The sequence below is a fragment of the Rhodospirillum rubrum ATCC 11170 genome (genome assembly GCF_000013085.1).
Classification (GTDB): domain Bacteria; phylum Pseudomonadota; class Alphaproteobacteria; order Rhodospirillales; family Rhodospirillaceae; genus Rhodospirillum; species Rhodospirillum rubrum.
Map to the genome: position 1 here is coordinate 1,484,352 of NC_007643.1, position 23,948 is coordinate 1,508,299.

Below are 23,948 nucleotides of genomic sequence, written 5' to 3' on the forward strand. Positions count from 1 at the left end.
AGACGGATGACGAAACGACGGCAGGCTACTTCAGGGCTCCCAGGGAAAGCCCCTTGATCAGGTACTTCCGCAATAATGGCAGGAGGATGAGGACGGGCGCCAGCGCTAGTAGCGCTGCGGCGGCGAGCGAGGCGATTTCGACGCCGGCGTGGGTTTCAAGCCCGGCCAGACCGACGGGCAGCGTCTGGCTGGAATAATCGCCAAGGACCAGGGCGTAGAGAAACTCGTTCCAGCTCAGGATGAAGCCGAGCAGGGCGGCGGCCAGGATGCCGGGGGCGGCGACGGGCAGGGCGATGCGGACCAGAGCCTGCAAGCGGCTGGCGCCATCGACCCGGGCGGCTTCTTCAAGCGAGCGGATGTCGCCTTCGAAGAAGCTGGTCATCATCCAGGCCATGAACGGCAGATTGAGCGCGACATGGGCGACGATGATGGCGATGCGGCCATCCAGGCTGAGCACGGTGCCAAACAGCATGAACATCGGCAGAACCAGGATGATCGGCGGCAGCATCTGGCCGGCCAGAACGCCGATCCACAAGACCGGGCCGCCGGTGCGGAAGCGGGCGCTGGCATAGGCCATGGTGGCGGCGGCGGGCAGGGATATCAGGGTCGCCGCCAGGGCGACGGTCATCGAATTGGTGAACCAACCGGCGAAGGAATAATCCTGGAAGACGGCGAGGTAGTTTTCAAAGGTCAGGGCGCTGAATTCGGGGGGCAGGCGGTAGGCGGTGCGTTTGTCGGTCAGGCTGACGCGCAGCACCCAGAGCAAGGGAACAAGGATGACCGCCGAGAAGGTCACCAAGATGAGATGGGGGAGCAGGGAACGAAGACGCCTCATCGGCGGTGACCTTTCCTGATCTTTCGGGGCCTGATCGCACCGATCGCTCGGCTCAGTCTAATCCAACCTCTCCGTGATCATCCTTTTTTGATCGCTCCCCGCGCTTAATCCATTTTGATTCCACCGGTCACATTGATGCCCTGGCCGGTCATGAAGCGCGACAGATCCGAGGCGAGGAACAAGATGACATCGGCCACATCCTCGGGCTCCTCGATCCGGCCGAGCGGGGTCAGGGCGACGTATTCCTTGCGAACATCCTCGGGCGTCATGCCGCGCAATTCGCCTTCCCAGATGATTTCACGGTCTTGCATGGGCGTGCGCACGAAGCCCGGGCAGACGGCGTTGACGCGGATGCCCTCGGGCGCCAGCTCGCGGGCCAGCGACTGGGTCCAGCCGAGCACGGCGAATTTGCTGGCGGCGTAATGGGCCAGCAGGGGGGCGCCGACCTTGGCGGCCAGCGAGGCGGTGTTGACGATCACCCCCTTGCGCCCCGTCGCCAGGAAATGGCGGACGACCAGTTGGTTGGCGAGGAAAACCCCCTTGGCGTTGACATCGAAATTGAAGGCCCAGTCCTCGTCGGTCAGCTCGACCGCCTTGCGCATCGACGACACCCCGGCATTGGCCACCAGGATGTCGATGCCGCCGCACGAGGCGATGGCACGGTCGACACAGGTTTGCATCGATGTGCGATCGCGAACATCGACGGGCAGGCCCAGCACATCGCCGCCCATGGCCTCGGCGGCGCGTTCCGCCGCCATCTGGTCGAGGTCGGCGATCACCACCCGGGCTCCCGCCCCGTACAGAGCGCGGGCGGCGGCGCGGCCGATGCCGTTGGCCCCCCCCGTCACCAGCGCGACCTTGTCACGCAGCAGTCCCTGAACGCCCATCGCTCGCCCTTTCCGGTTCGATCCATCGCCCACCAGGGTCCCACCGCCGTGGGCGGGACCGTCGATCACCGTCCCATGTTTGCGAACCAAATGCAATCTTCCAAGTTCGATTTTGTTCTGCTATGTTTGATATCGAACAGATGCGGGGCTTATCGAGCCGACGTGTGAGGATAAACGATCACAGGGGGACGATGTGGATAAGGGGTCCGAGGAACTGCAAGGTCAGGATGGCGGGCAGGGACGGCGCCCCGGCGCGGCGCGGCGCGCCGCGGTTCAAGAAGTTTTGCAAGAAAGCGGCTATGCCACCGTCGCCGATCTCGCCCGCCGGCTTGAGGTCTCGGAGATGACGATCCGCCGCGATCTTTCGGTGATGGAAGAGGACGGCGCCGTGGTGCGCACCCATGGTGGGGCGCTGTCGGTCAGCGTCGAGCGCGAAGGGGCCTTCGACCGCGAAGAGCCGGCCTTCGAGCAACGCCGCCGCCAGCGCGCCGATGTCAAGCAACGCATCGCCCAGGCTGCGGCCAGATTGGCCTATCCGCGCGGCATCATCGGCCTCGATTCGGGGACCTCGTCGCTGGCCCTGGCCGAAGAGCTGGCCCAAGAATCCGATCTTCGCGTGTTCACCAATAATATACGGGCGTCTACGGCCCTGGTTGAATCGAGGAATTTGGTCTACCTGCTTGGTGGGCAAGTTCGCCATCCTGAAATGTCGGTCATCGGGCCGATGACGGTCAATCAGATCAGGGGGTATTACTTCGATCAGTTCTTTGTTGGGTTGTCTGGGTGTGGTCCTGCCGGGATTTTTGATTATTCCCTGGAAGATACCGAGGTCAAGCAGGCGTTCATCGAACGCTCGGGCACGGTGATCGCGCTGTGCGATTCCAGCAAGTTCGGCCGTCACGCCCTTGCCCAGATCTGTCCCCTCGACCGTATCGACATCCTGGTGACCGATGCGCCGCCGCCGCCGCCCTTGGCCCAGGCCCTGGTTTTGGCCGAGGTGCGGGTGATTCTCGCCGACCCCGCCGAGGGGCCCGACCTGCCGCCCAACTGACCTTATCGCCGGCCGCCGGCCCGTCGGCGGTTTCCCTGTCTGGAGACGACCATGATTTTTGATTTCCTCGGTCCCCGTAAAAAAGCGGTTATCGCCATGGCCCATATCGGCGCCTTGCCCGGCACGCCGCTTTATGACGCCGATGGCGGCATGATGAAGCTGATCGACGATGTGGTCGGCGATATCGAGAAGCTCCAGAAGGGCGGCGTTCACGCCATCATGTTCGGCAACGAGAATGATCGGCCCTATCAGTTCGAGGCGCCGATCGCCAGCGTCGCGGCGATGACCGCGATCATCAGCGCGGTGCGGCCGATGCTCAGCGTGCCCTTTGGCGTCAACTACCTGTGGGATCCGGCGGCTTCGGTCGCCATCGCGGTTGCCACCGGCGCCTCCTTCGCCCGCGAGATCTTCACTGGGGTTTTCGCCTCCGACATGGGCGTGTGGTCGCCCAATGCCGCCGAGGCCCTGCGCCTGCGCCGCAATCTGCACCGCCCCGATCTGAAGCTGTTGTTCAACATCAATGCCGAATTCGCCTCCTCGCTTGATAGCCGGAGCATCGGCTTGCGGGCGCGCAGCGCCATCTTCTCGTCGCTGGCCGATGCCATCTTGGTCTCGGGTCCGCTGACCGGTCAGCCGGCCCAGGCCTCGGATCTGCGCGAGGTCCGCGAGGCGATTGGTACCGAGGTGCCGCTGTTTGCCAATACGGGCGTGCGTTTGGAGAACGTCGACGATGTGCTGTCGATCGCCGATGGCTGCGTGATCGGCACCCATTTCAAGGTTGACGGCTCGACCTGGAATCGGGTGGACGGGGGGCGCGTCTCGCGCTTCATGGACAAGGTCGCGACCCTGGTCTGACCCGCGCCCCGGCGCCGCCGTCTGGAGGTCCTTCTGGGGGCCCTTCTGGAGAATTGTCATGTCCGCTGCCCAAGGTCGTCAGGTGATCGGTCTCGATATCGGGACCACCTCGACCATCGCCATCCTGGTCCGCCTGCCCGATACCGTGGTCGCCGTCGCCTCGCGGCCGACCACCTTGTCTTCGCCCCATCCCGGATGGGCCGAGGAGGATCCGGCCCAATGGTGGGACAACGCCCGCGCCGTGCTCGCCGAATTGAAGACGACGGCCGGCGAAAGCGACTGGCGGCCCGGCGGGATCTGCGTGACCGGCATGTTACCCGCCGTGGTGCTGCTCGACGACCGGGGCGCGGTGCTCCGCCCGTCGATCCAGCAAAGCGACGGGCGTTGTGGCGACGAGGTGGCCGAATTGCGGGCCGAGGTCGATAGCGAGGCCTTTCTCGCCCGCACCGGCAACGGCGTGACCCAACAATTGGTCACCGCCAAGCTGCGCTGGATCGAGCGTCACGAGCCGGCGGTTTTTGGCGCCATCGCCACCGTCTGCGGCTCTTACGATTACATCAACATGCTGCTGACCGGGGAGCGGGTCGTTGACCGCAACTGGGCCCTGGAAGGCGGCTTCATCGATCTTGCGAGCGGCACCGTCGAAGCCGATCTGGTGGCGCTCGCCCATATCCCCCCCTCGGCCGTGCCGCCTGCCCACCCCACCCATAGGGTGCTGGGGGCGGTCACCGCCGAGGCCGCCGCCCTGACCGGCCTGCCCACCGGCCTCCCGGTGTACGGCGGGGCGGCGGACCACATCGCCTCGGCCCTGGCCGCTGGCATCACCCGGCCCGGCGATGTGCTTTTGAAGTTCGGCGGCGCCGGCGACATCATCGTCGCTTCGGCCACCGCCAAAAGCGATCCCCGGCTTTACCTGGATTACCACCTTGTGCCCGGGCTCTATGCCCCCAACGGCTGCATGGCGGCGACCGGTTCGGCGCTGAACTGGCTGGCCAAGCTGCTGGCCCCCGAAGCCGGCGAGGCGGCCCATGCCCAGCTTGATGCCCTGGCGGCCGAGGTGCCGGCCGGAGCCGATGGTCTGGTCTGTCTGCCCTATTTCCTGGGCGAGAAAACGCCGATCCATGATCCCTTCGCCTCGGGAACCTTCACTGGGCTTAGCCTCAGCCATACCCGGGGCCATCTGTGGCGTGCCCTGCTGGAAGCCGTGGCCCTGGCCTTTCGCCACCATGTCGCGGTTTTGGACGATATCGGCCACGCCCCGCAGCGCTTCTTCGCCTCCGATGGCGGCACGCGCAGCCGGGTGTGGATGGGGATCATGGCCGATGTTTTGCAGCGGCCCGTCCAGCTTCTGGCCAATCCTTTGGGCTCGGCGGTCGGGGCGGCCTGGGTTGCGGCGATCGGCGGCGGTGACGATCTAGGGTGGGACGACGTGACGGCTTTGGTGCGCACGGGCGAGAAAATAACACCCGATCCGGCCAAGGCCGAGGTTTATGATCGCCTGTACCGGGACTTCTCGGCCCTTTATGCCACTCTTCATCCCTTCTTTCATCGGAGTAGACCATGACGCCTCCCAAGGCCATCGCCTGGGATATCGACGGAACCCTGATCGATAGCGAACCCACCCACCTGCGTGCCCTGATAACCGTTTCCGCCGCCCATGGGGTCGATCTGACCTCGGGCCCCGAGGATCGCTTCCTGGGCGTGCATATGGCCGATGTCTGGACGCTTTTGCGCCCCCGCTATACCGGGGGGCTGACTTACGAGCGGTGGCTGGCCGAGATCATCGCCTGTTATGGTGACGACCGCGCCACCTTGGCGCCGATGCCGGGCGCGCTCGATACCGTGGCCGCCTTCGCCGCCGCCGGCATTCCCCAGGCCTGCGTGTCGAATTCCCTGCGCGAGATCGTCGACGCCAATCTGGCCGTTCTCGGCATCGCCCCGCAGCTCGCCTTTTCGCTGTCGTTTGAGGACGTGCCGGCGGGCAAGCCCGATCCCGCCCCCTATCGGCTGGCCGCCCGGCGTTTCGGCGTCGATCCCGCTAGCGTCTGGGCGATCGAAGACAGCCTGACCGGCGCCCGCTCGGCCCTGGATGCCGGGCTGACCCTGTTCCTGCTCGGCGACCACCCCGGCCGCCCCATCCCCCCGGGCGCCATCCGCATCTCCTCGGTCAGCGAGGTGCTGACGGCCTTTCAGAAGCTGGCGGCTTAAAGGAAAGGCTCGGTGAGCAAGCCGTTGTCCCTAAGGGAGCGCAAGGGTAGAATTCCATAGCTCTTGGTAGAATGGTGGCGATGATGAGCCTTACCATCAAAGACCCCGAAGCCCATCGGCTGGCCCAGGCCATCGCGCGCGCCACCGGAAAGAGTATGGCGCGCGTGGTTACCGAAGCTTTGCGCGAACGCTATGCGGAAATCGAGCACCGCCAGGCAAAAGCCAGCGTAGAAGAACTGCTGGCCATCGCCGATCGGGCGGCCGCCCAGGGGAACCGCCCCCGTGTCGATCATGCCGACCTGCTTTATGATGAGCATGGCCTGCCAAAATGATCGTCGACACCTCGGCCATGGTCGCCATAAGGCGGGGTTGATCTTTGGCGCCTGCTTTGATTTCAGCCAGACCGATATCGCCGCCGCCTGATGCCCTTGGCGGGCTTGTCTAGCCCAAGGCGTGGATGCGCAGGCTGTCGGCGGGCAGGGTGGCGCGGGCGGCGTCGACCACGTGGCGGTGGTGGGTGAACAGCAGGACCTGGGTGCGCGTCGCCAGGGTCGCCAGGGTCTGGAGGCCGGGGATCGTGCGCGCCTCGTCGCTGGTCACGAACAGGTCATCGGCGATGAAGGGCAGGGGCTCGCCGCTGTCCAGGCGGCGTTCGACGGTGGCGATGCGCAGGGCGAGATAAAGCTGATCGCGCGTTCCTTCGCTCATCCCCGTGACCGGGCATTCCCCGCCATCGGCGCGGATGCCGACCAGCGTCGGGCGGTCCTCGTCGCCGTAATGAACGCCAAGGGAGACGATGGGATTGGCCGAGCCGGCGACCATGGCGCCAAACAGCGCGTCGGCGCGGTCGATCACCGGATGGCGGTTGGCGGCGCGATAGCGTTCGACGGCGCGGGTTAGGATCAGGCCGGCGGCGTGCAGTTGCAGCCAGCGGCCGAGGATGTCGGCCCCGTCGGCCAGGGCGTCGCTGGCCGCCTGGGCGGCGGGACCGATGCCCACCCCGCCTTCCAGACCACGCAGACGGCCGCCGGCCTCGGTCTGCTCCTGGGCGGCCTCTTGGGCGTCGCGCTGCAGGCTCTCGGTCTGGCTGACCAGGGCGGCGATCTCGGCGGCGGCGGCGTCGGCCGAAATCGACGAGGCTTCGGCGCGCAGGGCCGCTTCGTCCAAACCATCCCCCTGATCAAGGCATTGCCGGCGCAGGGCGTCGATCTGCCGATCAAGCTCGGCCGCCTCCCGCGACAGACGGGCCAGGGCCAGGGCGTCGGCGCCCTCGGCGATCGCATGGCTGGCGGCCAGGGCGCGCAGGGCGGCGGCGGCGTCGAGGGCGGCCTTGCCGGCGGTTTCGGCCTCGGCTTGCGCCTTTTTGACCGCCTGGGCGGCGTCGGTGATGCGGGCGGCGCGGACCTCGGCCGCCGACACGCGCTTGGCCAGGGTGGCGATCGCCGCCGCCGGGTCGTTAGCGGGCAGATCGCTGGCCTCGGCGCCAAGGTCGGCGAGCAGGGCGGCGACCCTGGCTTCGAAGTCGCCGAGGGCGTCGGCGATCTGGTCGCGGCGTTTGATCGTCTGCTCGCACTCTTGATCAAGCAGGGCGATCTGCCCCCACAGATCAAGCGCCGCTTCGGCCTCGGCGATCGTCGCCGTCGGCGACAGGCCGATGGCGGGCATATCGGCCGACCACGCCGCCTGCCAGTCGGCCAGGGTTTGGGCGGCCGTTTCGCGTTCGGCGGCCCGCGCCGCCCGGCGTTGGATCGCCGCCTGCTCCTCGGCCGCCAGCTTGCGGCTTTCGGCGCTGCGCTCTTCGGCCTGAAGGCAGGCCAACCTGACGCGGTCGCGCAAGGCGGCGGTGTCAAGGGCTTGGCTGTCGGCAAGCCCCAGGCTGGCGGCGGCGCGCAGCAGATGGCCGCGGCGTTGAGTCTCCTGCTCCTCCAAGACGGCGATCGTCACATCGCTTTGCCGCAGGGCGGCGTGGTCGGCCAGGATCGCGGCGCGGGCGGCCAGCCAGGGGCGCATCTCGGCCGGCGTGCCGGGGTCGATGGCACAGGCCCGCCAGGAGGCGACCCAGGCGTCGCGGGCTTTGCGGGTTTTGAGGCGGCGCGCCTCCAAGTCAGCGCGCAGCGCCGTCAAACTGGCGATCTTGGCGGCGTGCTGGCCGGTCAGATCGGCGAAGCGGGCGATGCGCGCGGCTTCGCGTTCGCGGTCGTCGGCTAGGTGATCGGCGGTGGTCAGGGCGGCTTCAAAGTGATCGGCGACCCGCCCGTCGGGGGCGAAGGCGGCCAGCGCGTCGTCCTCCCGGGCCGTCTTCTCCACGTAATGCCGGCGGATCAACCGCCAGCCGTTGGCGCGCGATTCGCGGGCCCGGGCCACAGCGTCGGCCGTGGGCACGGGGCCGGTCGCCGTCAGGCTGGCCAAGGCGCCTTCGATTCGGCACAGGTCCTCGGTGGTGGTTTCAACGCTGCGGCTGGCGGCGGCCTCGGCGGCTTCGCTTTCCAGGGCGTGGCGTTCGGCTTGGGCGATGCTTTCGGCGCTGGGAACGGCCAGGGCGGCCAGGGCATCGGCTTCGCCCCGCCAGCGGCCAAGGGCGGCCAGGGCCTGGGCCAGACGGGCGGCCAGGTCGGCGCGTTCAAGCTTGGCCCGCGCCAGCTTGCCCAGACCTTCGCCACCCAGGGCCTGGGCGGCCTCGAAGGCGGCGCGGGCCTCGGCGGGCGAGGGGGTGGCCTCGCCCTGGGCCAAGCGGGCGGCTTGGGCGGCGCGTAGGGCGATTTCGGCTTCGTCATAGGCGGCCCTGGCGGCCTCAAGGGTCGCTTGCACCCCCGCCCCCTGGCGGATCTGGGCGCGCACCCGGGCCAACAACGGCGCGGTGGGCACGGCTTTGGGCGCCGCGTCCTGGGCGCTTAGACCCAGATGGGTCAAAAGCGCCTTGCGGCGGCGCAGGGCGTCGTCCAGATCGCGCTGGCGGTGGGGATGGTCGGTGGCATTCTTGCGGTAAACCCCCAGACCATCGGTCAATGCGCCGATGCGGTTGGCCAACCCCGGCAAAGGCCCGGCCTCGCCCAGATCGGCACGCTCCTGGCGGCGGCCGGCCAAGGCGGTTTCGCGATGGGTCGCGGTGTCTTGGGCCAAACGCGCCTGATGATCGGCGGCGCGCCAGCGATCCTCGAAATCGGCGGGAAGGGGCAGGGGGGAGCCCAGGGCGGCGCGGCGGGCCAGGGCGTCGTCAAGGCGCCCGAGCAAGGGCGCGATCCTGCGGATGCGTTCCAGGGCGCTGCGCCGCGTCACCAAGGCGCGCAAGGCCTCATCCAGGGCGGCCCGCCGCTCGCCCGCCGCACTCACCGCCTGCACGGCGGCGCTCCAGGCCTCGACCTTCAGGCCATCGCCATGCATCGTCGCCCGCGCCGTGTCATAGCGTTCAAGGGCCTGCCAATAGGGCTTCGCCGCCAGCTTGCGCCCCGGATTTCCCAAGACATCGGCCTCGGCTTGCAGGCTGGCGAGCAGAGAGGCCAGTCCGACGGTGCCGCCGGCGGCTTCGAACAGGCTTTGGGCAAGTTCGCCGCCGGTCGCCAGCATGGCCTCGCCGCCTTCGCGCAGGCGGGCATGGTCAAGGGCGAACAGGGTTTCAAAGGTCGAGCGATCGACGCCGCCAAGAAAAGGATCAAGGCTGTTATCGGGCAGATCGCCGCTTTCCGCGCCCGTCGCATCGACGGCCAGCAGGGTCTTCTTGGTGCCCTTGCGGCGTTTGAACGCCAAGACCCGGCCATCGGCGGCGCGCAGGCTGGCGCCAAGGCGCAGTTTCGGGTTGTCGTGACGGAAATTATAGGGGGTGCGGGCCGGAAAGCCGAACAACAGGTCGCTGAGTGCGGCCAGCACCGTTGATTTGCCCGCCTCGTTCGGGCCGTGAATGATCTCCAGCCGGGGGCCATCGCCGGAAAAGTCGAAGCTGTGGTCTGCGAAATGGCCGTAGCGTTCCAGGACCAGCCGATCGATGCGCATGGTCGGTTTCCTTACTCGGGACTGTCGAGCAGGCGCCGACGCAAGGTCGCCTCGGCCGCCGCCAGCAGCCCGGCCAGGGCTTGCTCGTCAAGGGGGGTGAGGCCGGCGGCTTGGCGGATCGTCGGCGGAACCCGGGTCAGGGCCTGTTCAAGATCGGCGCGCAAGACAGCGCGTTCCTCGGGCGTCTCAAGGATGCGGGCGATCACCGCGAAAAGCTCGTCCGCCGCCGGGGCGCCGTCCTGGCGCGGCGGGGTGGTTGCCACGGCCACTTTTTCAAGCCAGACCTCGCCGCCGGCCCGTTCGGTCAGGGCCAGACATTCGGCGGTGGTGCGTTCCGGGTCGCCGGCCAAAAGGTCGTGAACGGCGGTGGCGCCGCTGAGCGTCAGGCGGACGGCCAAAGCCCGGCCCTCGGCCTGGGTCAGCGCCTCGGCCAGGGCGGTCTCGATCCGCCCATAGGCCTGCTGGGGCGAGGCGCAACCGCCCAGATCGACCTCCAGGCGGACCCAGCGCAAGACATCAAAGGCCAGGGCCTCAAGGGCGGTGACCTCGCCGCCGTCGATGGTGAGCAGCGTCGCTCCCTTGGCCCCGGGTTCGTTGACGTGGCGGGCCTGGAGATTGCCCGGAAACACCACCCAGGGCCGTTCGTGCAGGATGGCCCGGCCATGAACGTGACCGAGGGCCCAATAATCATAGCCCTTGCCAACCAGGGTCGGCACGTCGCAGGGCGCGTAGGGGGTATGGCCAAGGCGGCCGTCGGCGGCGGTGTGGAGCAGGCCGATGTTGAACAGCCCGGCCACCGGCGGCGGGTAGCCGGCCGACAGATCCTCGGTCACGTCGCGGCGCGGGAAGCTGCGGCCATGGATCGCCACTTCCAGCCCCTCGGGGATCCAGGTCTCGGCCCGATCAGAGCGAAAGACCTTGACCGTGGGCGGCCAGCGCAGCGAGCGGGTCATGCGGTTTTCGGCGTCGTGATTGCCCTGGACCACGGCGACGCGGATCCCCTGGCGTTCAAGGCGGGCCATCTGCGAGAGGAAAAACAGCCCCGTCGAAAAATCCCGCCAGTCGCCATCGTAAAGATCGCCGGCGATCAGCACGAGGTCGACCCCGGCCTCAAGGGCGTAATCGATCATCGCGGTGAAGGCGCGGCGCGTCGCCGTCGTCAAATCGCCCACCTGGCCGCCGGCTCGGGCGATCAGTCCGGAAAGCGGGCTGTCGAGGTGGATATCGGCGGCGTGAAGAATGCGCATGGAAGATCCGAAAAACGGCGGTTGTCGGCGATAGGCGGCCCCTCCCGGGATAGGGGGACTCGACGGTCGCACGGGCGGGGGGCGGCTTCAAGCCCTTCGGGCGTTTTCCCCGGAGGTCCGCGGTTTTTCGCGAAATCGTCAGGGGCCGGTGGCGCGGGGTGTTAAGGCGGTCTCTTAACCACCACTTCCTTGGATATCGGGTGATAGGGGTTTGAGAAAAAGATGGTCGCCCCCCTCTCCTTATTGTCCAGTTTTCGGCTCTCCGGCGAGGGTGGTTTGGAAGGTCTCGGTGGTCAGTGGCCGTCGGAGGTGGAATGAAACGCGTTCCATGGGTGGTCGGTGGCCTGATCCTGATCATGGCATATAATGCGGCGCTCGGGACCTTGGCTTATTGGCAGCGGCGCGACATTATCGATGAATCCTTGCGGGAAGCGGTTGTCGTCGCCGATATTCTTGTCCGCGAGGTCGAAGCCAACCTGGATCGGATTGATCGTACTTTATCGGGGCTGACCGAGGTCTTGCGGGCTTATCCGAGCGCGATCGATGTCCATGATCCGTTTACCCACCGCCTGCTGTTGCGTCGTCACGCCATCACGCCGTCTTTGGCGGCGCTGTTTCTGATCGGTGGCGACGGCAGGCTGCGCAACGCCTCGCTGACGGATAAGGTCTCGGAAATCGATGTGTCGGGCGAAGATTATTTCGCCTTCCATCTGTCCAATGTGGACGATGAGTTTTTCATCGGCGCGGTCACCACCAATCGTCTCGATAAAAGCTGGGTCATCCCGGTGAGCCGGGCGGTGAGGGATTCCTTTGGTCGGCTGACCGGGGTGGTCGCCGCGACGATCACCACCGATTCCATCGATCAGATGATCCACTCCCATCAGCTTTCCGAAGGTTTCGCGGTGACGATCACCCAGCGCGACGCCGGGATGATCGGCTGCCTTGGCTTTACGCGGTGTTGGGGCGAGGGCGCGCCGCACAGGGGCGACGAGGGGCTTGCTGAAAGCGGAGGCAGCGGCGAGGAGGTCCATTACCTGCCCAATGGGCCGGGAGTCGGCGCCTTCCTTCGGGGTCCGACTTACGGCGTCGAGGTGACCGTTCAGGCCAGCGATCGGACGCTTCTTCAGCCTTGGCGGGAAAAACTGGCCTTTATCCTGGTGCTGCAGGTCTTTGGCACCCTCGGCCTCGGGTTCGGCATCACCTCGCTTTATTATCAGATGCATCATCGCCGCGTATCGCTGTTGGATCTGGAACGCGCCAATGCGTCGCTGGAAAGCAAGGTGGCCGAGCGCACGCGGCAATTGGCCGAAGGCGAGGAGCGGATGCGCGGCTTCATCATGGCGGCCCGCGACGCCGTGGTCATCATCGATCAAAAGGGCATCATCAGCGAATTCAACCCCTCGGCGACCGAACTATTCGGCTATGACGTCGAGGAGGTGCGCGGTCAAAGCGTCAATATGCTGATGCCCGCGACCTACGCGCGCGATCACGACGGCCACCTGCGCAAGGGCAAGCCCTCCGGCCAGCGCGCCATTGGGCGGGGGCGCGAAATGATCGGCCGACGCAAGAACGGCAGCGAATTTCCGATCGAATTGACGGTCGGCACCCAGTCCTTCGATGGAACCCGGGTTCATATCGGGGTGATCCGCGATATCACCGAACGCAAGGCCACCGAGGAAACCCTGCGGCGGCTGGCCAATATCGACGGTTTGACGGGGGTGCTCAATCGCCGCTCCTTCACCGAGGAAAGCGAATTATTGTTGTCGCTGGCCAACCGCCATGGCCGCCGTCTGTCGATGATGATCGTCGATGCCGATCACTTCAAAGGGGTCAACGATACCTATGGTCACGACGCCGGCGACAGGGTGCTGAAGGCCCTGACCGGGGAAATCGCCGGCGTCTTGCGCAAAACCGATCTGCTGGGACGCATCGGCGGCGAGGAATTCGCCATCCTGCTGCCCGAAACCGACCAGGAGGGCGCCGAGGGACTGGCTTGGCGGGTGGTTCTAGCCATTCGCGCCCTGGAGGTTCCCTTGCCCGAGGGCGGGGTGTTGAAGGTCACCGTCAGCGTGGGGGTCAGTTGCCGGAACACCGAGGCGGCGACCTTCGATTGGATGCTCAAGGAGGCCGACACGGCCCTGTACGCCGCCAAGCATGGCGGCCGGGATCGCGTGGCCTGCTTTGGGCAAACCCAATCGGTGGCCAGATCCTGAAGGAGGAAGGGCGGGCTGGAGCGGCTTTCAGGCGGCGAAGGGGCGCAGGCGGTGGAGGGCTTCAAGCACGGCGTCGGGCCGTTCGTCCATCACCATGTGGCCGGCGTTGGTGACCAGCAGGGCGTGGCCGTGGGGCAGGATCTCGACAAGCATCAGGGCGCCGCGCAGCGAGACCATGCGGTCTTGCTCGCCGTGAACGACCAGGGCCGGGCAGGGAATGCGCGCCGCCGCCGCCGCCCCCTCGCCATAGCCGTCGCAGACCATGAGGTCGGTATGGAGCAGGCCCGGCGCCGTCGTCGCCCATTGGCTTTTGCGGGCTTCGACCAGGGTGGGGTCGGCCTGCGCGGTGTATCCCCAGCGGCTGATCATCGTCGCCGCGCGCGGCAGATCGTGATCGGCGGCCTTGAGGAGATCCAGGTGAACGGGCAGGGCGGCGGCGGTGCCGATCAAGGCCAGTCCAGCGCTGCGCACGCAATGATGGCGGGCGAATTCCAGGGCGATCAGCCCGCCCAGCGAATGCCCGCTGACCACCGCCCGATAAAGGCCCAGGGCATCGAAAACGCCAAGCAGCCAGTCGGAAAGGTCGGAAACGCTGGTCAGCGGCGGACCTTCGGATTGCCCATGGCCGGGCAGATCGGGGGCGATGACCGCCCAGCCGTCGGCCGCCAGGGCGGCCGATTGTTTATCCCAGGCGCTATGGGTCATGCCCGCGCCATGGATCAGAACCACGACCGGTCGCGATAAATCGACGCCGTCGGTTCCGGTTTCGATGAAAACCAGACGATTCTCAAGGGTCAGACGCATGGGGCCCTCTTTTCGGAACGCCGGTCAAGGTTGACCGTCCTTCCAAGCCTCTCTCGCGCCTCCCCCCAGGCCTTACAAGGGAGCCAGGGCTTGGCTGACAAGTCAAGGGGGTGAAGAGGGTGTTTTTGCCCCGATGGCGATCGCCCTATCCCACCCGGACGCAAAACCGCGGAAAGGCCGCCTGAGCCTGGGCCGATAGGGTTGGCATCGCCAGGCCGCGGGCACTGCGCGCCAGATCGGCATCGGCGCAGCCTTCGGCGCGGAAGGGCTGGAGCACGTAAGAGGCGACGCCCAGGGCCGCCAGTTCGGCCGCCAGGGCGTCCAGCGCCGCCTCATCGATCAAGGCGGGGTGAAGGGTGGTGCGAACTTCGTAGGCAATCCCCGAGGCCAGCAGCAGGTCCAGGCTGTCGCGGGCCCGGGCGCCGCTGTCGGCCGCGCCGGTGATCGCCCCATAGGCGTCAAAGGGCGCCTTGACGTCGAAGCCCACCCAGTCGAGGTGGGGTAACAGGGCCGCCAAGCGGTCGGGAAAGGCGCCGCCCGTATGCAGGCCGACCCGAAATCCCAATCCCCGCGCCGCATCGATCGCCGCGCCCAATCCGCCCTGGGTGGTCGGCTCGCCGCCGGAAAAAACCACGCCATCAAGCAGGCCGCGCCGGCTTTGCAGAAAGCCGAACACGTCCTCCCAGGCCGGATCGGAGGGGTCGCGGGCGCCGAGCAATCCCGGGTTATGGCAATAGGGGCAACGCCAGGGGCAGCCGCGTAGGAAGACGGTGGCGACCAGCTCGCCCGGCCAGTCGCAAAGCGACAGCCGGGCCAGCCCGCCGATGCGCAGATCCGGGATCACCGGGTAGACCCCCTCAGCGGGCTTCTCACTCGGGCAGGGCGCATTCGACGAAGGCCTTGCGCTGGGCGAATTCGCCCTTCTTGCCCGTGTTGAACGAGGTGACCGGGCGGTGATAGCCCATCACCCGCGTCCAGATCTCGCAGGGCTGGCGCTCGTCATCGGTAAGCTCGATGGGCAGGGAAACGGCGGAAAGATGAGTCATGGAAGAGGTCCTTTCAGAGCTAATCAAAGGGGTTAGCAGCAGGCGCTTTTGGCGCGCTTGCGGGCGATGATGTCCTCGTCGCATTTGGGGCAGAAGGCGTGCTCGCCTTCGATGTAGCCATGCGTCGGACAGATCGAGAAGGTCGGGGTGACGGTGATATAGGGCAGGCGGAAGCGTTCGAGCGCCCGGCGGACCAGACGTTTGCAAGCCTCGGCCGAGGAGACCCGGCTGCCCATGTACAGATGGACGACGGTGCCGCCGGTATATTTCGCCTGAAGCTCTTCCTGGCGTTCCAGGGCCTCGAAGGGATCATCGGTGAAGCCGACGGGCAGCTGCGAGGAATTGGTGTAATAGGGCTGGTCCGGGGTGCCGGCCTGCAAGATGTCGGGAAAGCGCTTCTGGTCCTCGCGGGCGAAGCGATAGGTCGTGCCCTCGGCCGGGGTGGCCTCCAGGTTATAAAGATGGCCGGTTTCCTCTTGGAAGCCGACGATGCGGGCGCGCACGTGATCGAGGAAGCGCACGGCGAGGGCGTGACCATAGGGCGTGGTGATATCCTCGGCCCCTGCGGTGAAGTTGCGGATCATCTCGTTGATGCCGTTGACGCCCAGGGTCGAGAAGTGATTGCGCAAGGTTCCCAGATAGCGCTTGGTATAGGGGAACAGCCCGTGGTCCATGTGGCGCTGGATGACCTTGCGCTTGATCTCCAGACTGTTGCGGCCAAGATCAAGCAAGGTGTCGAGACGGGCGAACAGCCCGGCCTCGTCGCCTTGGTGGATATACCCCAGGCGGGCGCAATTGAGGGTGACGACGCCGAGCGAGCCGGTTTGCTCGGCGCTGCCGAACAGGCCGTTGCCGCGCTTGAGCAATTCGGTCAGATCAAGCTGCAGGCGGCAGCACATCGAGCGGATCATCGACGGGTTGAGTTCGGAATTCACGAAGTTCTGGAAATAGGGCAGGCCGTATTTGGCCGTCATCTCGAACAGGCGATCGGCGTTCTCGCTGTCCCAGGGGAAATCCTTGGTGATGTTGTAGGTGGGGATGGGGAAGGTGAAAACCCGGCCCTTGGCGTCGCCCTCGGTCATCACCTCCATATAGGCGCGGTTGATCAGGTCCATTTCGACCTGAAGATCGCCATAGGTGAAATCGACCTCGACCCCGCCGATGACCGGCACCTGATCGCGCAGGTCCTCCGGGCAGGTCCAGTCGAAGGTCAGATTGGTAAAGGGCGTCTGGGTGCCCCAGCGCGAGGGGACGTTGAGATTATAGACCAGTTCCTGAATGAACTGCCGGACCTCGGCATAGCTCAGGCGGTCGGCGCGCACGAAAGGTGCCAGATAGGTATCGAAGGAACTGAAGGCCTGGGCCCCGGCCCATTCGTTTTGCAAGGTGCCGAGGAAATTGACGATCTGGCCGACGGCGCTCGACAGATGCTTGGGCGGGCCGGCTTCGACCTTGCCGGGAACGCCGTTCAGGCCCTCGGTCAGCAAGGTGCGCAGCGACCAGCCGGCGCAATAGCCCGCCAGCATGTCAAGATCATGGATGTGAAGATCGCCCTGGCGGTGGGCATTGCCGATCTCGGGGGGGTAAACATGGGAAAGCCAGTAATTGGCCACCACCTTGCCCGATACGTTCAAGATCAGGCCGCCCAGCGAATAGCCTTGATTGGCATTGGCGTTCACCCGCCAGTCGGCACGGTCCAGATATTCATTGATCGAGGATTCGACATCGACAACGGTCTTGCGGTCGATGCGCAGGCGGGCGTGCTGTTCGCGGTAGACGATATAGGCGCGCGCCGTGGCGAAGTGATTGGCCGAAATCAGCACCTGTTCGACCACGTCTTGGATTTGTTCGATATGCGGGGCGTCTTCGGTGAAGCGGTGACTGAGCACCTTGACCGCCTGGATCGCCAGAAGCTGGGCCTCGATGGGATCGAAATCGCCCGTCGCCTTGCCGGCCCGTTCGATGGCCGAGCGGATCTTGACCGCGTCAAAGGGAACCGTTCGTCCACTGCGCTTGACGACGCCAGGGGGCGGGGAGACGATTTCGGGGATCACGGTTCTTTGGACTCCGGTCAGAAGCGGCGTAGGGAAAGGCGGGGATGCAGGAAGGGGACGCGTGGCAAGCCAAACCTACGCGCAAGCGCGTACCGGTCGGCCCCATGCCATGCACCCTTCGGGAACCCCCGCCCGAGGACGTTGCGGCCATTACGGCAGGTCTCCTGGCTTGCGGGTCACAGCCCCCGTCCGGCCTTCCCGGGGCCGGTTCCGAAGGACCGGCGCACCAGTGGCAGTCTTGGACGCGGGCTCGCCGCTCACAGTTGCGGGGGCAGCGCCGGCATTGCCCTTCAAGGGCGCACCGTCTTCCCTCTTCACCCTAGATATTGCATACCCAAGGAACCGTAACGCTAAATACGGTAGCTCTGACCGCTATGGGAAGTCAAGCGGCCATCGGTCGACGCTGGTGCGCCGGGGGCGTATGGCTGCTAAGCTGGGCTTTGGCCCGCAAAGGATTTCGCCATGATTGCGCTTGAAAAATTGCTGCGCGAGAACGAGGACTGGCTGGTTCGCCGTGTCATCGACTACGCCCGGGAGCAGGGGTATATGGCTTATACCTCGACTCTGGAAGAGGCGTGGCGGGCGGGGATGGTCGGGTTGATCGACGCCTTCCTGGCCGCCGAGGCCGATGGCACGCCGGCCGCGCCGCCGCGGGCGTCGCTTTCCTATACGGAAGATCCCGTCGCCGGCTATGGCATCGAGACCGCCAATCGTCACCGCGCCCGGGGGATCCCGCTGGCGCTGTTTCTCGGCCTGCTGAAATACAACCGTCGCGCCCTGCTTGATCTGGCGGCGCGCGATCCCCGCCCGGCGGCTGATCAGGCCGAGATCAAGAACCGGATCGACAATTACTTCGACCGGGTGGAGCTGGGGTTGTGCGCGGCGTGGTCGCGTTTCGAGCGCGAGCAGGAGGTGGGAAAGCTGCGCGAGCGTAATCGCGATCTGGTCAATGAAAAGAACAAATATCTGACGGCTTTCGAAAGCCTGACCGATCCGGTTTTCCTGATCAACGACGCGGGCGGCCTGGAAAACCTCAATCGCAGCGCCGGAATTCTGATCGGCTTTGGTCCCAGCCCCGGTGCGGGCTATTACGGCAGCGGCATTCCCCCCAGCGCCCAACGTCTGGTTGACGATCTGCTGGCGCGGTTTGCCCAGAAAGCCGCCGAGGCCGAAGGCGCCGAGAGCGATCGCATCGATTACCGGATGGACACGGTCGAGGGCCCGCGCGACTTCGAGGTGCGCCGTCAGGCCATGCTCGATGTCAGCGAGCGCTACAGCGGGCAGGTGCTGATCTTTTCCGATATCACCGCCTATAAGCGGGCCTCCGACCGCGCCGAGGAGGCCAATCAGGCCAAATCGACCTTTCTGGCGACGATGAGCCACGAGATCCGCACGCCGATCAACGGCATCCTCGGCCTTTCGACCCTGATGCGCGACGAGTTGCGCGACGAGCGCCTGCGCCACCACGCCGACGCCATCGCCCTGTCGGCCGAGATGCTGCTGTCGATGGTCAACGACGTGCTCGATTTCACCAAGATCGAGGCCGGCATCTTGGATCTCGATCCGGTCGATTTCTCGGTCGAGGAATTGCTCAACGGCGTCTTCGCCCTGGTCGCCCCCTCGGCCCACCGCAAGGGGCTAGAGGTCTATCGCAGCGTTTCGCCCGCCGTTCCCGAGCGGTTGCACGGCGATCTGGCCAAGCTGCGTCAGGTGCTGCTGAATTTGTTCTCCAACGCCGTGAAGTTCACCCATGCCGGGGCGCTGTCGATCCATATCGACCGCCTTGCCGAGGCGCCCGAGGGCAAGGTGATCCTTCATATCACCGTCGATGATACGGGCATCGGCATCGCGCCCTCGGCGCTCAAGGCGATTTTCGAGCCCTTCGCCCAGGCCGACGGATCGATCTCGCGGCGCTTTGGCGGCACCGGCATGGGCTTGGCGATCAATCGCCGGCTGGCCGAGGTCATGGGCGGCGAAGTCTGGGCCGAAAGCCGCGAGGGCGAGGGCAGCCGCTTTCACGTCACCGCCCTGCTTGAAGCGGCACGCCTGCCGCCGCCGCCGCCCGATACGGCCAATGGCCAGCCCCCGGCGTTTTTGGCCGATCGGCCGCTTTCGGTGCTGGTCGTCGATGACAACGACGTCAACCTGATGGTGGCCGAGGGGTTCCTGAAACGCTTCGGCCATGACGTCGTCTTGGCGCGCAATGGTCGCGAGGCCCGCGCCCTGCTTGAACACCGGCGCTTCGACGCCGCCTTGCTTGATATCAATCTTCCCGATGCCAACGGCCTGGATCTGCTGGCCGAGGTGCGGCGCCACGAGGCGGCGGTCGGTTTGCGTTCCATGCCGATCATCGTGCTGTCGGCCCATGTGATGCAGGCCGATATCGCCCGCTCGGCCCGTTTGGACGTGCGGTTCTTGGGCAAACCCTTCAACCCGGAGCGCCTGCGCCGCATGCTGCGCGACCTGACCCGTCAGGACGACGACCCGAGGGCGGGGGAGGGCGACGGCGAGGGGCCGGTCGCCGAGGATTTCACCGCCGGACCGGTGCTGGTCGATCCCGCCGTGCTGCGCGGCCATGTGGAGATGCTGGGGGCGACGGCGGCGGGCAAGATCCTGGCCGCCTTCCACGGCTCGGCGCCGCGCACCCTGGCCACGCTGTGCTCCCATGTCGAGGCCGGCCGGATCGCCGAGGCGGAGGACGACGCCCATCGCCTGAAAAGCGCATCGGCCAATCTTGGCCTGGAGTGCCTGCGTCGGCGGGCGGCCGAACTGGAAGCCGCCTGCGGCCAGGGCGAAAGCGCCGCGGTCGGCGTGCTGGTCGAGCATCTGCCGACGCTGTTTGACTCGTCGCTGCGCGATCTTGATCGGCTGTGGGACGAGATCACCGCCAAGGGGTGACGAGCGATGACTGATTTTGGTAAGGGCATGATCAGGCGGCGAACTGGGGGGCGGACCCCTCGATGCCGTACCGGAAGCGGCCTTGGGGGACGCCGCTTAGACCAAGCGAGCGTTCGGGGAGCCGGTCGAGTTGAAGACGATAGGGGCGCATTCCTCGACGGCTTCTCTTATCCGAGGGAACGATGGTCGGCTTTGGGCTAAAAAACCTTATCCCGCTCGATGCCGCTGCGTGAAAGCGAGCAAATAACTCTCTGTTTCTCCAGGGAAAATTCAATGTTTTCAACGTCATCGGCAGCGGCCGATTCAAGTTTGTTTTGACGAATGCGGGGGATCTACTGGTTGGCCTCATATCCCCGTTCGGGAAATACGTGGCTGAGGCTGATGTTGAACAGTTATGAACGGGGCGGGAAGCCCGTCAATATCAACAACCTGCCCATTTCAAATCTGATGTACAATCGGTCCTTTGCGGACACTGTGCTGGGTCAGGCGATGGGCGATCTGCTGCCGGCCGAGATTCTGGCGCTACGGCCAACGGTCATGCGGGCTGTGCGTGACAGCAGAAACAATCCGGTAATGTTGAAAACCCATGATATGCGGCTGCGGCTTGCCGATGGGGAATGGCAATTGCCTGCCGATGTCAGCCTGGGTGGTGTTTATCTTGTTCGAGATCCCCGGGACGTGGCTTTGTCATTGGCTAGATTTATGGATTTATCCATCGACAAAACGATTGATGTCATGGGCAATTCTGAACAAATGCTAGCGAATTCGATCACACGACAAAATATTCATTTGGTTAATATTCTAGGGGGGTGGAGCGAACATGTTCTGAGCTGGATGTCGCCTGTGCCCTTCCCTGTCCATGTTGTACGGTATGAAGATATGCGCCGCGACCCGGTTTCAACGCTGGCCGGCGTTCTGCCGGCCCTGGGTTATGCGGTGGATATGGACAAGATCAGGGCGGCCGTGGCCGAAACCTCGCTAGAGACCCTGCGCCGTCAGGAAGAGGCCAACGGCTTCGTCGAATATCCCAGCCCAAACCGGTTCTTTGGCGAAGGTCGGGTTGGCGGGTGGTCCGCCCGTCTTGGTTCCGCGCAGGCCGAGCGCATTTGCGCCGATCATCGGTTCGTCATGCAACAGCTTGGTTATCTGGATTGAGGCGGTGACCGTTACTGGTTGCCGCCATTGGCCCAGCGCACGAAGCGCCCCATCTGCATCGCATTGGCGAAGACGAAACCATGGGAAAGGCGCATGGTTTCATGCGGGTGATCGGTTTTCGGCCATGTGGCGAGCATGTGGCGCATCTTTGGCAGATCCAGCATCTCGGCAATCAACCCATCCTGGCTGAAACTGTCGAGATCCGCGGCATATGCCTCAAGCTGCGGGGTCATGCGGTGATTCCAGTCGACGCGCTGTTGCCCGATCGCGCGTTCATTGACGATGCTGTCTGGAACCCCGCGCATGGCGAGAAGGCGCCGGGCCAGACTACGGTTGCGTCCATCCAGAATGAACTGGTCGCGCGGGATGGCCAAAATGAATTCCAACAGATCACGGTCGGCGTAAACATCGCGGTAATGCGTGCCGCGCACCGTTTCCAATGCGTGGGCGTTCGGCAATGTCATGGCGCGGCGTTTCAGCATGAAATGGATGATCTGCTGTCGGGATCGGCTATCGCGCTCTTGAAAGGGCTGTTCGCCATGATCGGCCAAATAGTCGTCAAGCCCCACCTTTTCCCGCCACCCCGGTCTGGTCAATGTGCGGTCCGCCAAGGGGTGTGGCCGACCACGCCAGCGCCTTTGACCGTAATAAAATGCGTCCGGCAGAAGCGGAACAACGACACGGTGGCGCACCATGGGCGCAAATCCTTGCTGCTTGTAGCGCGCTACTTGTGCCAGCAACCGCAGCGCGGTAAGCGGGCGTCCTTCCCGTATCAGATCGGCAAAGCAGAGATTGCCATCATAGCTGAAGGTGAAATTACCGCTCTGACCCGACAGAACCGCATCATGCCCGGCCTGTTGCATCTGCTGAAAGGCGATGTCCAGCCAACCGATCTGGTTGGCGATCATACAAGGCAGCCCCGTCGCCATGAACAGATGCGCGGGGTTGGTTTCCAGGGGGGACGGGACAAGGCTGTGGCACAGCCTTATATCCAGATTGGTATGGCTCGCCGCCAGATCCGCCACCTTGGCCCTTTCGTCTCCATACCAGCCGCGATCGGCTGTAACGCACAGGCCAGGGGACGGGACGATCGTATAGGAGCGAACCTTCCGGTCTCCGGCCAGACGGGAGGCCGTGGTAAGCATGGCCGCGCTGTCTAGTCCGCCACTGCTTAGAAAGGCCGGGGCGTGGGCCGCCTGCAGGCGACGGGCGACAGCGCGTTCCAGCAACTCATCGGCCGCCTCCAGATACTCCCTCTCATTGGCCAGCCGCAGGCGCCGCTCGGCATCGGGGCGCCAGAGCGGGACATATCTGTTCGCGTTGACATCGGCGACCAGCATGTCGCCGGGCACTATCTGATGGATATCCTTATAGACGGTCCGAGTCGGATCTCCGACCATGGCGGAGAAGCGGGCCGTCAGATGCAACGGATCAACGACGCGGGGAATGTCGGGAATACGGTGAAGCCCCGCCACCGTGGTGGCAAAATGGCATATCGTGCCGACGCGATGCCAGTATAGCAGGCGGCTGCCCATCGGGGCCACGGCCAAGAACAGTCGCCGTGCCCCGGGGTCCCAGTGAGATAGGGCATAATCGCCCGCCAGATCGGCCAGTCGATCGAGGCCGTGATGGGCGATCCAGGCAGCGGCCAGCCTGACATCGGGCCAGGAATGGTCACCCCCTAGCTTGCGGGCCAGCCTTTCCCGGTCAAAAAGATAGCCGCTGAACAACGTGACGCGTCCGGCGCCATCGTACTCTGGAGGCGGGCCTTTGCCGCCGGATCGCGGTACCGACAAAAAACAGGCTTTGTCATCCGACAGAGCCGCGCCCTTATTCCGGCGAGAGGGGTAATAGAGTCGATCCGTCACCCCTGGACTGAGAGGGGTTGTCCCAAAGGCCACGGACCCCGTGAGATCGGTCAGACCCCCGTTCTGCTTCAAGGCAGGCCCCGATTGCGGATGGCGGTCCGAAGCGGCATTCAGGATGACGTATAGGTGCCAGAACCGTCATCGCCGGAACTTATATTGCCGCCCGTGAACTCGTTCACGGTAAGGGCGGTCAGCGTCTCAAGGGGAGGGATCCAGGCGGGCTTCGTGGCGGGGGGGCGGGTGATTTCCTGAAAAGTCTTTTCCATGGAGGTTCAAACTCTTGTTTGAAGGTTTCGCATCGCATCCGCACTAAGTTAGAGTAGTCATACTCCCTGGGGAAATGGGTTGTCCACTTTCCCCGGTCACCCGCTCTTGTGAGTGCGGATGGGCTCTGCGATGAACATCGCCAGCGGCTTATAATCACCGGCAATAGCGCCGCCCGTGATGTCGATCCCCAGGGAAAGCAGCCAGGCATGGGCGGGGTCTTCCTCCGGCCCCCTCGGGGTTCTTAGACCGAGAAAGGTCAAGCTCGGCAATCGACGGCGTCGTAACATCAATCGCCCGGCCAGGGCTCGCATCAGGCAGGTGCTGGTCCAGGGCAGGCGGGACGCGGCCGATATCAGGGCGGCGCGAATGGCCGTGGCCTGCGCGCGCCCGCTTGTGTCCGCTGCTGGATCAGTCATGGGGAAGGCTGGAACCGGCATCGGCCGCCCCAACAGGAGGGCGGTGAACCGGAAGGGCAGAAAACGGATGCAAAACCAAGCGATAGCGAGCAGTGCCAAGGCTTCGACAACCCTGCGCCGGTGGGCAAACTGGGGTCGCATCCCCCTATCGCGCATG

18 protein-coding genes and 1 riboswitch are annotated in these 23,948 nt (G+C 65.3%); of the genes, 8 read left to right on the forward strand and 10 right to left on the reverse strand.

What is annotated here, in order from left to right:
• Positions 1-25: 25 nt before the first annotated feature.
• The gene (locus RRU_RS06600) at positions 26-835 is read right to left on the reverse strand and encodes a carbohydrate ABC transporter permease (RefSeq protein WP_011389018.1); all 810 of its coding nucleotides are present in this window, start codon (positions 833-835) and stop codon (positions 26-28) included.
• A gap of 104 nt (positions 836-939) precedes the next feature.
• Entirely contained in the window at positions 940-1,722 is a 783-nt protein-coding gene (locus RRU_RS06605; RefSeq protein WP_011389019.1) for an SDR family NAD(P)-dependent oxidoreductase, read from the reverse strand.
• 193 nt (positions 1,723-1,915) lie between these two features.
• Here RRU_RS06605 and RRU_RS06610 point away from each other — a divergent pair, with 193 nt between their 5' ends.
• From RRU_RS06610 to RRU_RS06630, 5 genes are all read left to right on the forward strand, one after another.
• A complete protein-coding gene (locus RRU_RS06610) occupies positions 1,916-2,773 on the forward strand; it encodes a DeoR/GlpR family DNA-binding transcription regulator (RefSeq protein WP_011389020.1) in 858 nt (285 codons plus the stop codon).
• Positions 2,774-2,824: 51 nt separating this feature from the next.
• The gene (locus tag RRU_RS06615) at positions 2,825-3,628 is read left to right on the forward strand and encodes a BtpA/SgcQ family protein (protein WP_011389021.1); all 804 of its coding nucleotides are present in this window, start codon (positions 2,825-2,827) and stop codon (positions 3,626-3,628) included.
• Between the two features lie 58 nt (positions 3,629-3,686).
• Complete coding sequence (locus RRU_RS06620) at positions 3,687-5,192, forward strand: FGGY-family carbohydrate kinase (protein WP_011389022.1); 1,506 nt, start codon at positions 3,687-3,689, stop codon at positions 5,190-5,192.
• A complete protein-coding gene (locus RRU_RS06625) occupies positions 5,189-5,836 on the forward strand; it encodes an HAD family hydrolase (protein ID WP_011389023.1) in 648 nt (215 codons plus the stop codon). The genes RRU_RS06620 and RRU_RS06625 overlap by 4 nt, the downstream gene beginning before the upstream one ends.
• An 80-nt stretch (positions 5,837-5,916) precedes the next feature.
• Entirely contained in the window at positions 5,917-6,168 is a 252-nt protein-coding gene (locus tag RRU_RS06630) for a type II toxin-antitoxin system VapB family antitoxin (protein ID WP_242601297.1), read from the forward strand.
• 109 nt (positions 6,169-6,277) lie between these two features.
• On the opposite strand, the gene RRU_RS06635 is transcribed toward RRU_RS06630, so the two are convergent.
• Together RRU_RS06635 and RRU_RS06640 are read right to left on the reverse strand one after the other, a co-directional pair.
• Positions 6,278-9,823 (reverse strand): YhaN family protein, encoded by a 3,546-nt coding sequence (locus tag RRU_RS06635; protein ID WP_011389025.1) that lies wholly within the window; start codon positions 9,821-9,823, stop codon positions 6,278-6,280.
• Positions 9,824-9,834: 11 nt separating this feature from the next.
• Positions 9,835-11,070, reverse strand: coding sequence for a metallophosphoesterase family protein (locus tag RRU_RS06640; RefSeq protein WP_011389026.1), 1,236 nt, complete (start codon positions 11,068-11,070; stop codon positions 9,835-9,837).
• Between the two features lie 314 nt (positions 11,071-11,384).
• On the opposite strand from RRU_RS06640, the gene RRU_RS06645 reads away from it, so the two are divergent.
• Positions 11,385-13,283 carry a diguanylate cyclase gene (locus tag RRU_RS06645; RefSeq protein WP_011389027.1) on the forward strand — a complete coding sequence of 633 codons (1,899 nt, stop codon included), beginning with the start codon at positions 11,385-11,387 and terminating at the stop codon, positions 13,281-13,283.
• Positions 13,284-13,310: 27 nt separating this feature from the next.
• Here the strand turns inward: RRU_RS06645 and RRU_RS06650 are convergent, their stop codons facing one another.
• The 4 genes from RRU_RS06650 to RRU_RS06665 form a co-directional block, all read right to left on the reverse strand.
• On the reverse strand, positions 13,311-14,087 hold the full coding sequence (locus tag RRU_RS06650; protein ID WP_011389028.1) for an alpha/beta fold hydrolase: 777 nt from the start codon (positions 14,085-14,087) through the stop codon (positions 13,311-13,313).
• A gap of 145 nt (positions 14,088-14,232) precedes the next feature.
• Positions 14,233-14,931 (reverse strand): anaerobic ribonucleoside-triphosphate reductase activating protein, encoded by a 699-nt coding sequence (locus RRU_RS06655; protein WP_011389029.1) that lies wholly within the window; start codon positions 14,929-14,931, stop codon positions 14,233-14,235.
• 25 nt (positions 14,932-14,956) lie between these two features.
• Complete coding sequence (gene nrdD, locus RRU_RS06660) at positions 14,957-15,133, reverse strand: anaerobic ribonucleoside-triphosphate reductase (RefSeq protein WP_011389030.1); 177 nt, start codon at positions 15,131-15,133, stop codon at positions 14,957-14,959.
• Between the two features lie 32 nt (positions 15,134-15,165).
• Positions 15,166-17,187, reverse strand: coding sequence for a ribonucleoside triphosphate reductase (locus tag RRU_RS06665; protein ID WP_011389031.1), 2,022 nt, complete (start codon positions 17,185-17,187; stop codon positions 15,166-15,168).
• 136 nt (positions 17,188-17,323) lie between these two features.
• Positions 17,324-17,549: riboswitch (cobalamin riboswitch) on the reverse strand.
• Positions 17,550-17,649: 100 nt separating this feature from the next.
• On the opposite strand from RRU_RS06665, the gene RRU_RS06670 reads away from it, so the two are divergent.
• Together RRU_RS06670 and RRU_RS06675 are read left to right on the forward strand one after the other, a co-directional pair.
• On the forward strand, positions 17,650-20,085 hold the full coding sequence (locus RRU_RS06670) for a hybrid sensor histidine kinase/response regulator (protein ID WP_011389032.1): 2,436 nt from the start codon (positions 17,650-17,652) through the stop codon (positions 20,083-20,085).
• A gap of 321 nt (positions 20,086-20,406) precedes the next feature.
• Positions 20,407-21,240 carry a sulfotransferase domain-containing protein gene (locus RRU_RS06675; protein ID WP_011389033.1) on the forward strand — a complete coding sequence of 278 codons (834 nt, stop codon included), beginning with the start codon at positions 20,407-20,409 and terminating at the stop codon, positions 21,238-21,240.
• An 11-nt stretch (positions 21,241-21,251) separates the two neighbouring features.
• On the opposite strand, the gene RRU_RS06680 is transcribed toward RRU_RS06675, so the two are convergent.
• Positions 21,252-22,970 carry an asparagine synthetase B family protein gene (locus RRU_RS06680; protein WP_014626139.1) on the reverse strand — a complete coding sequence of 573 codons (1,719 nt, stop codon included), beginning with the start codon at positions 22,968-22,970 and terminating at the stop codon, positions 21,252-21,254.
• Between the two features lie 500 nt (positions 22,971-23,470).
• A complete protein-coding gene (locus RRU_RS06685; RefSeq protein WP_014626141.1) occupies positions 23,471-23,947 on the reverse strand; it encodes a lasso peptide biosynthesis B2 protein in 477 nt (158 codons plus the stop codon).
• Position 23,948 lies beyond the last annotated feature (1 nt).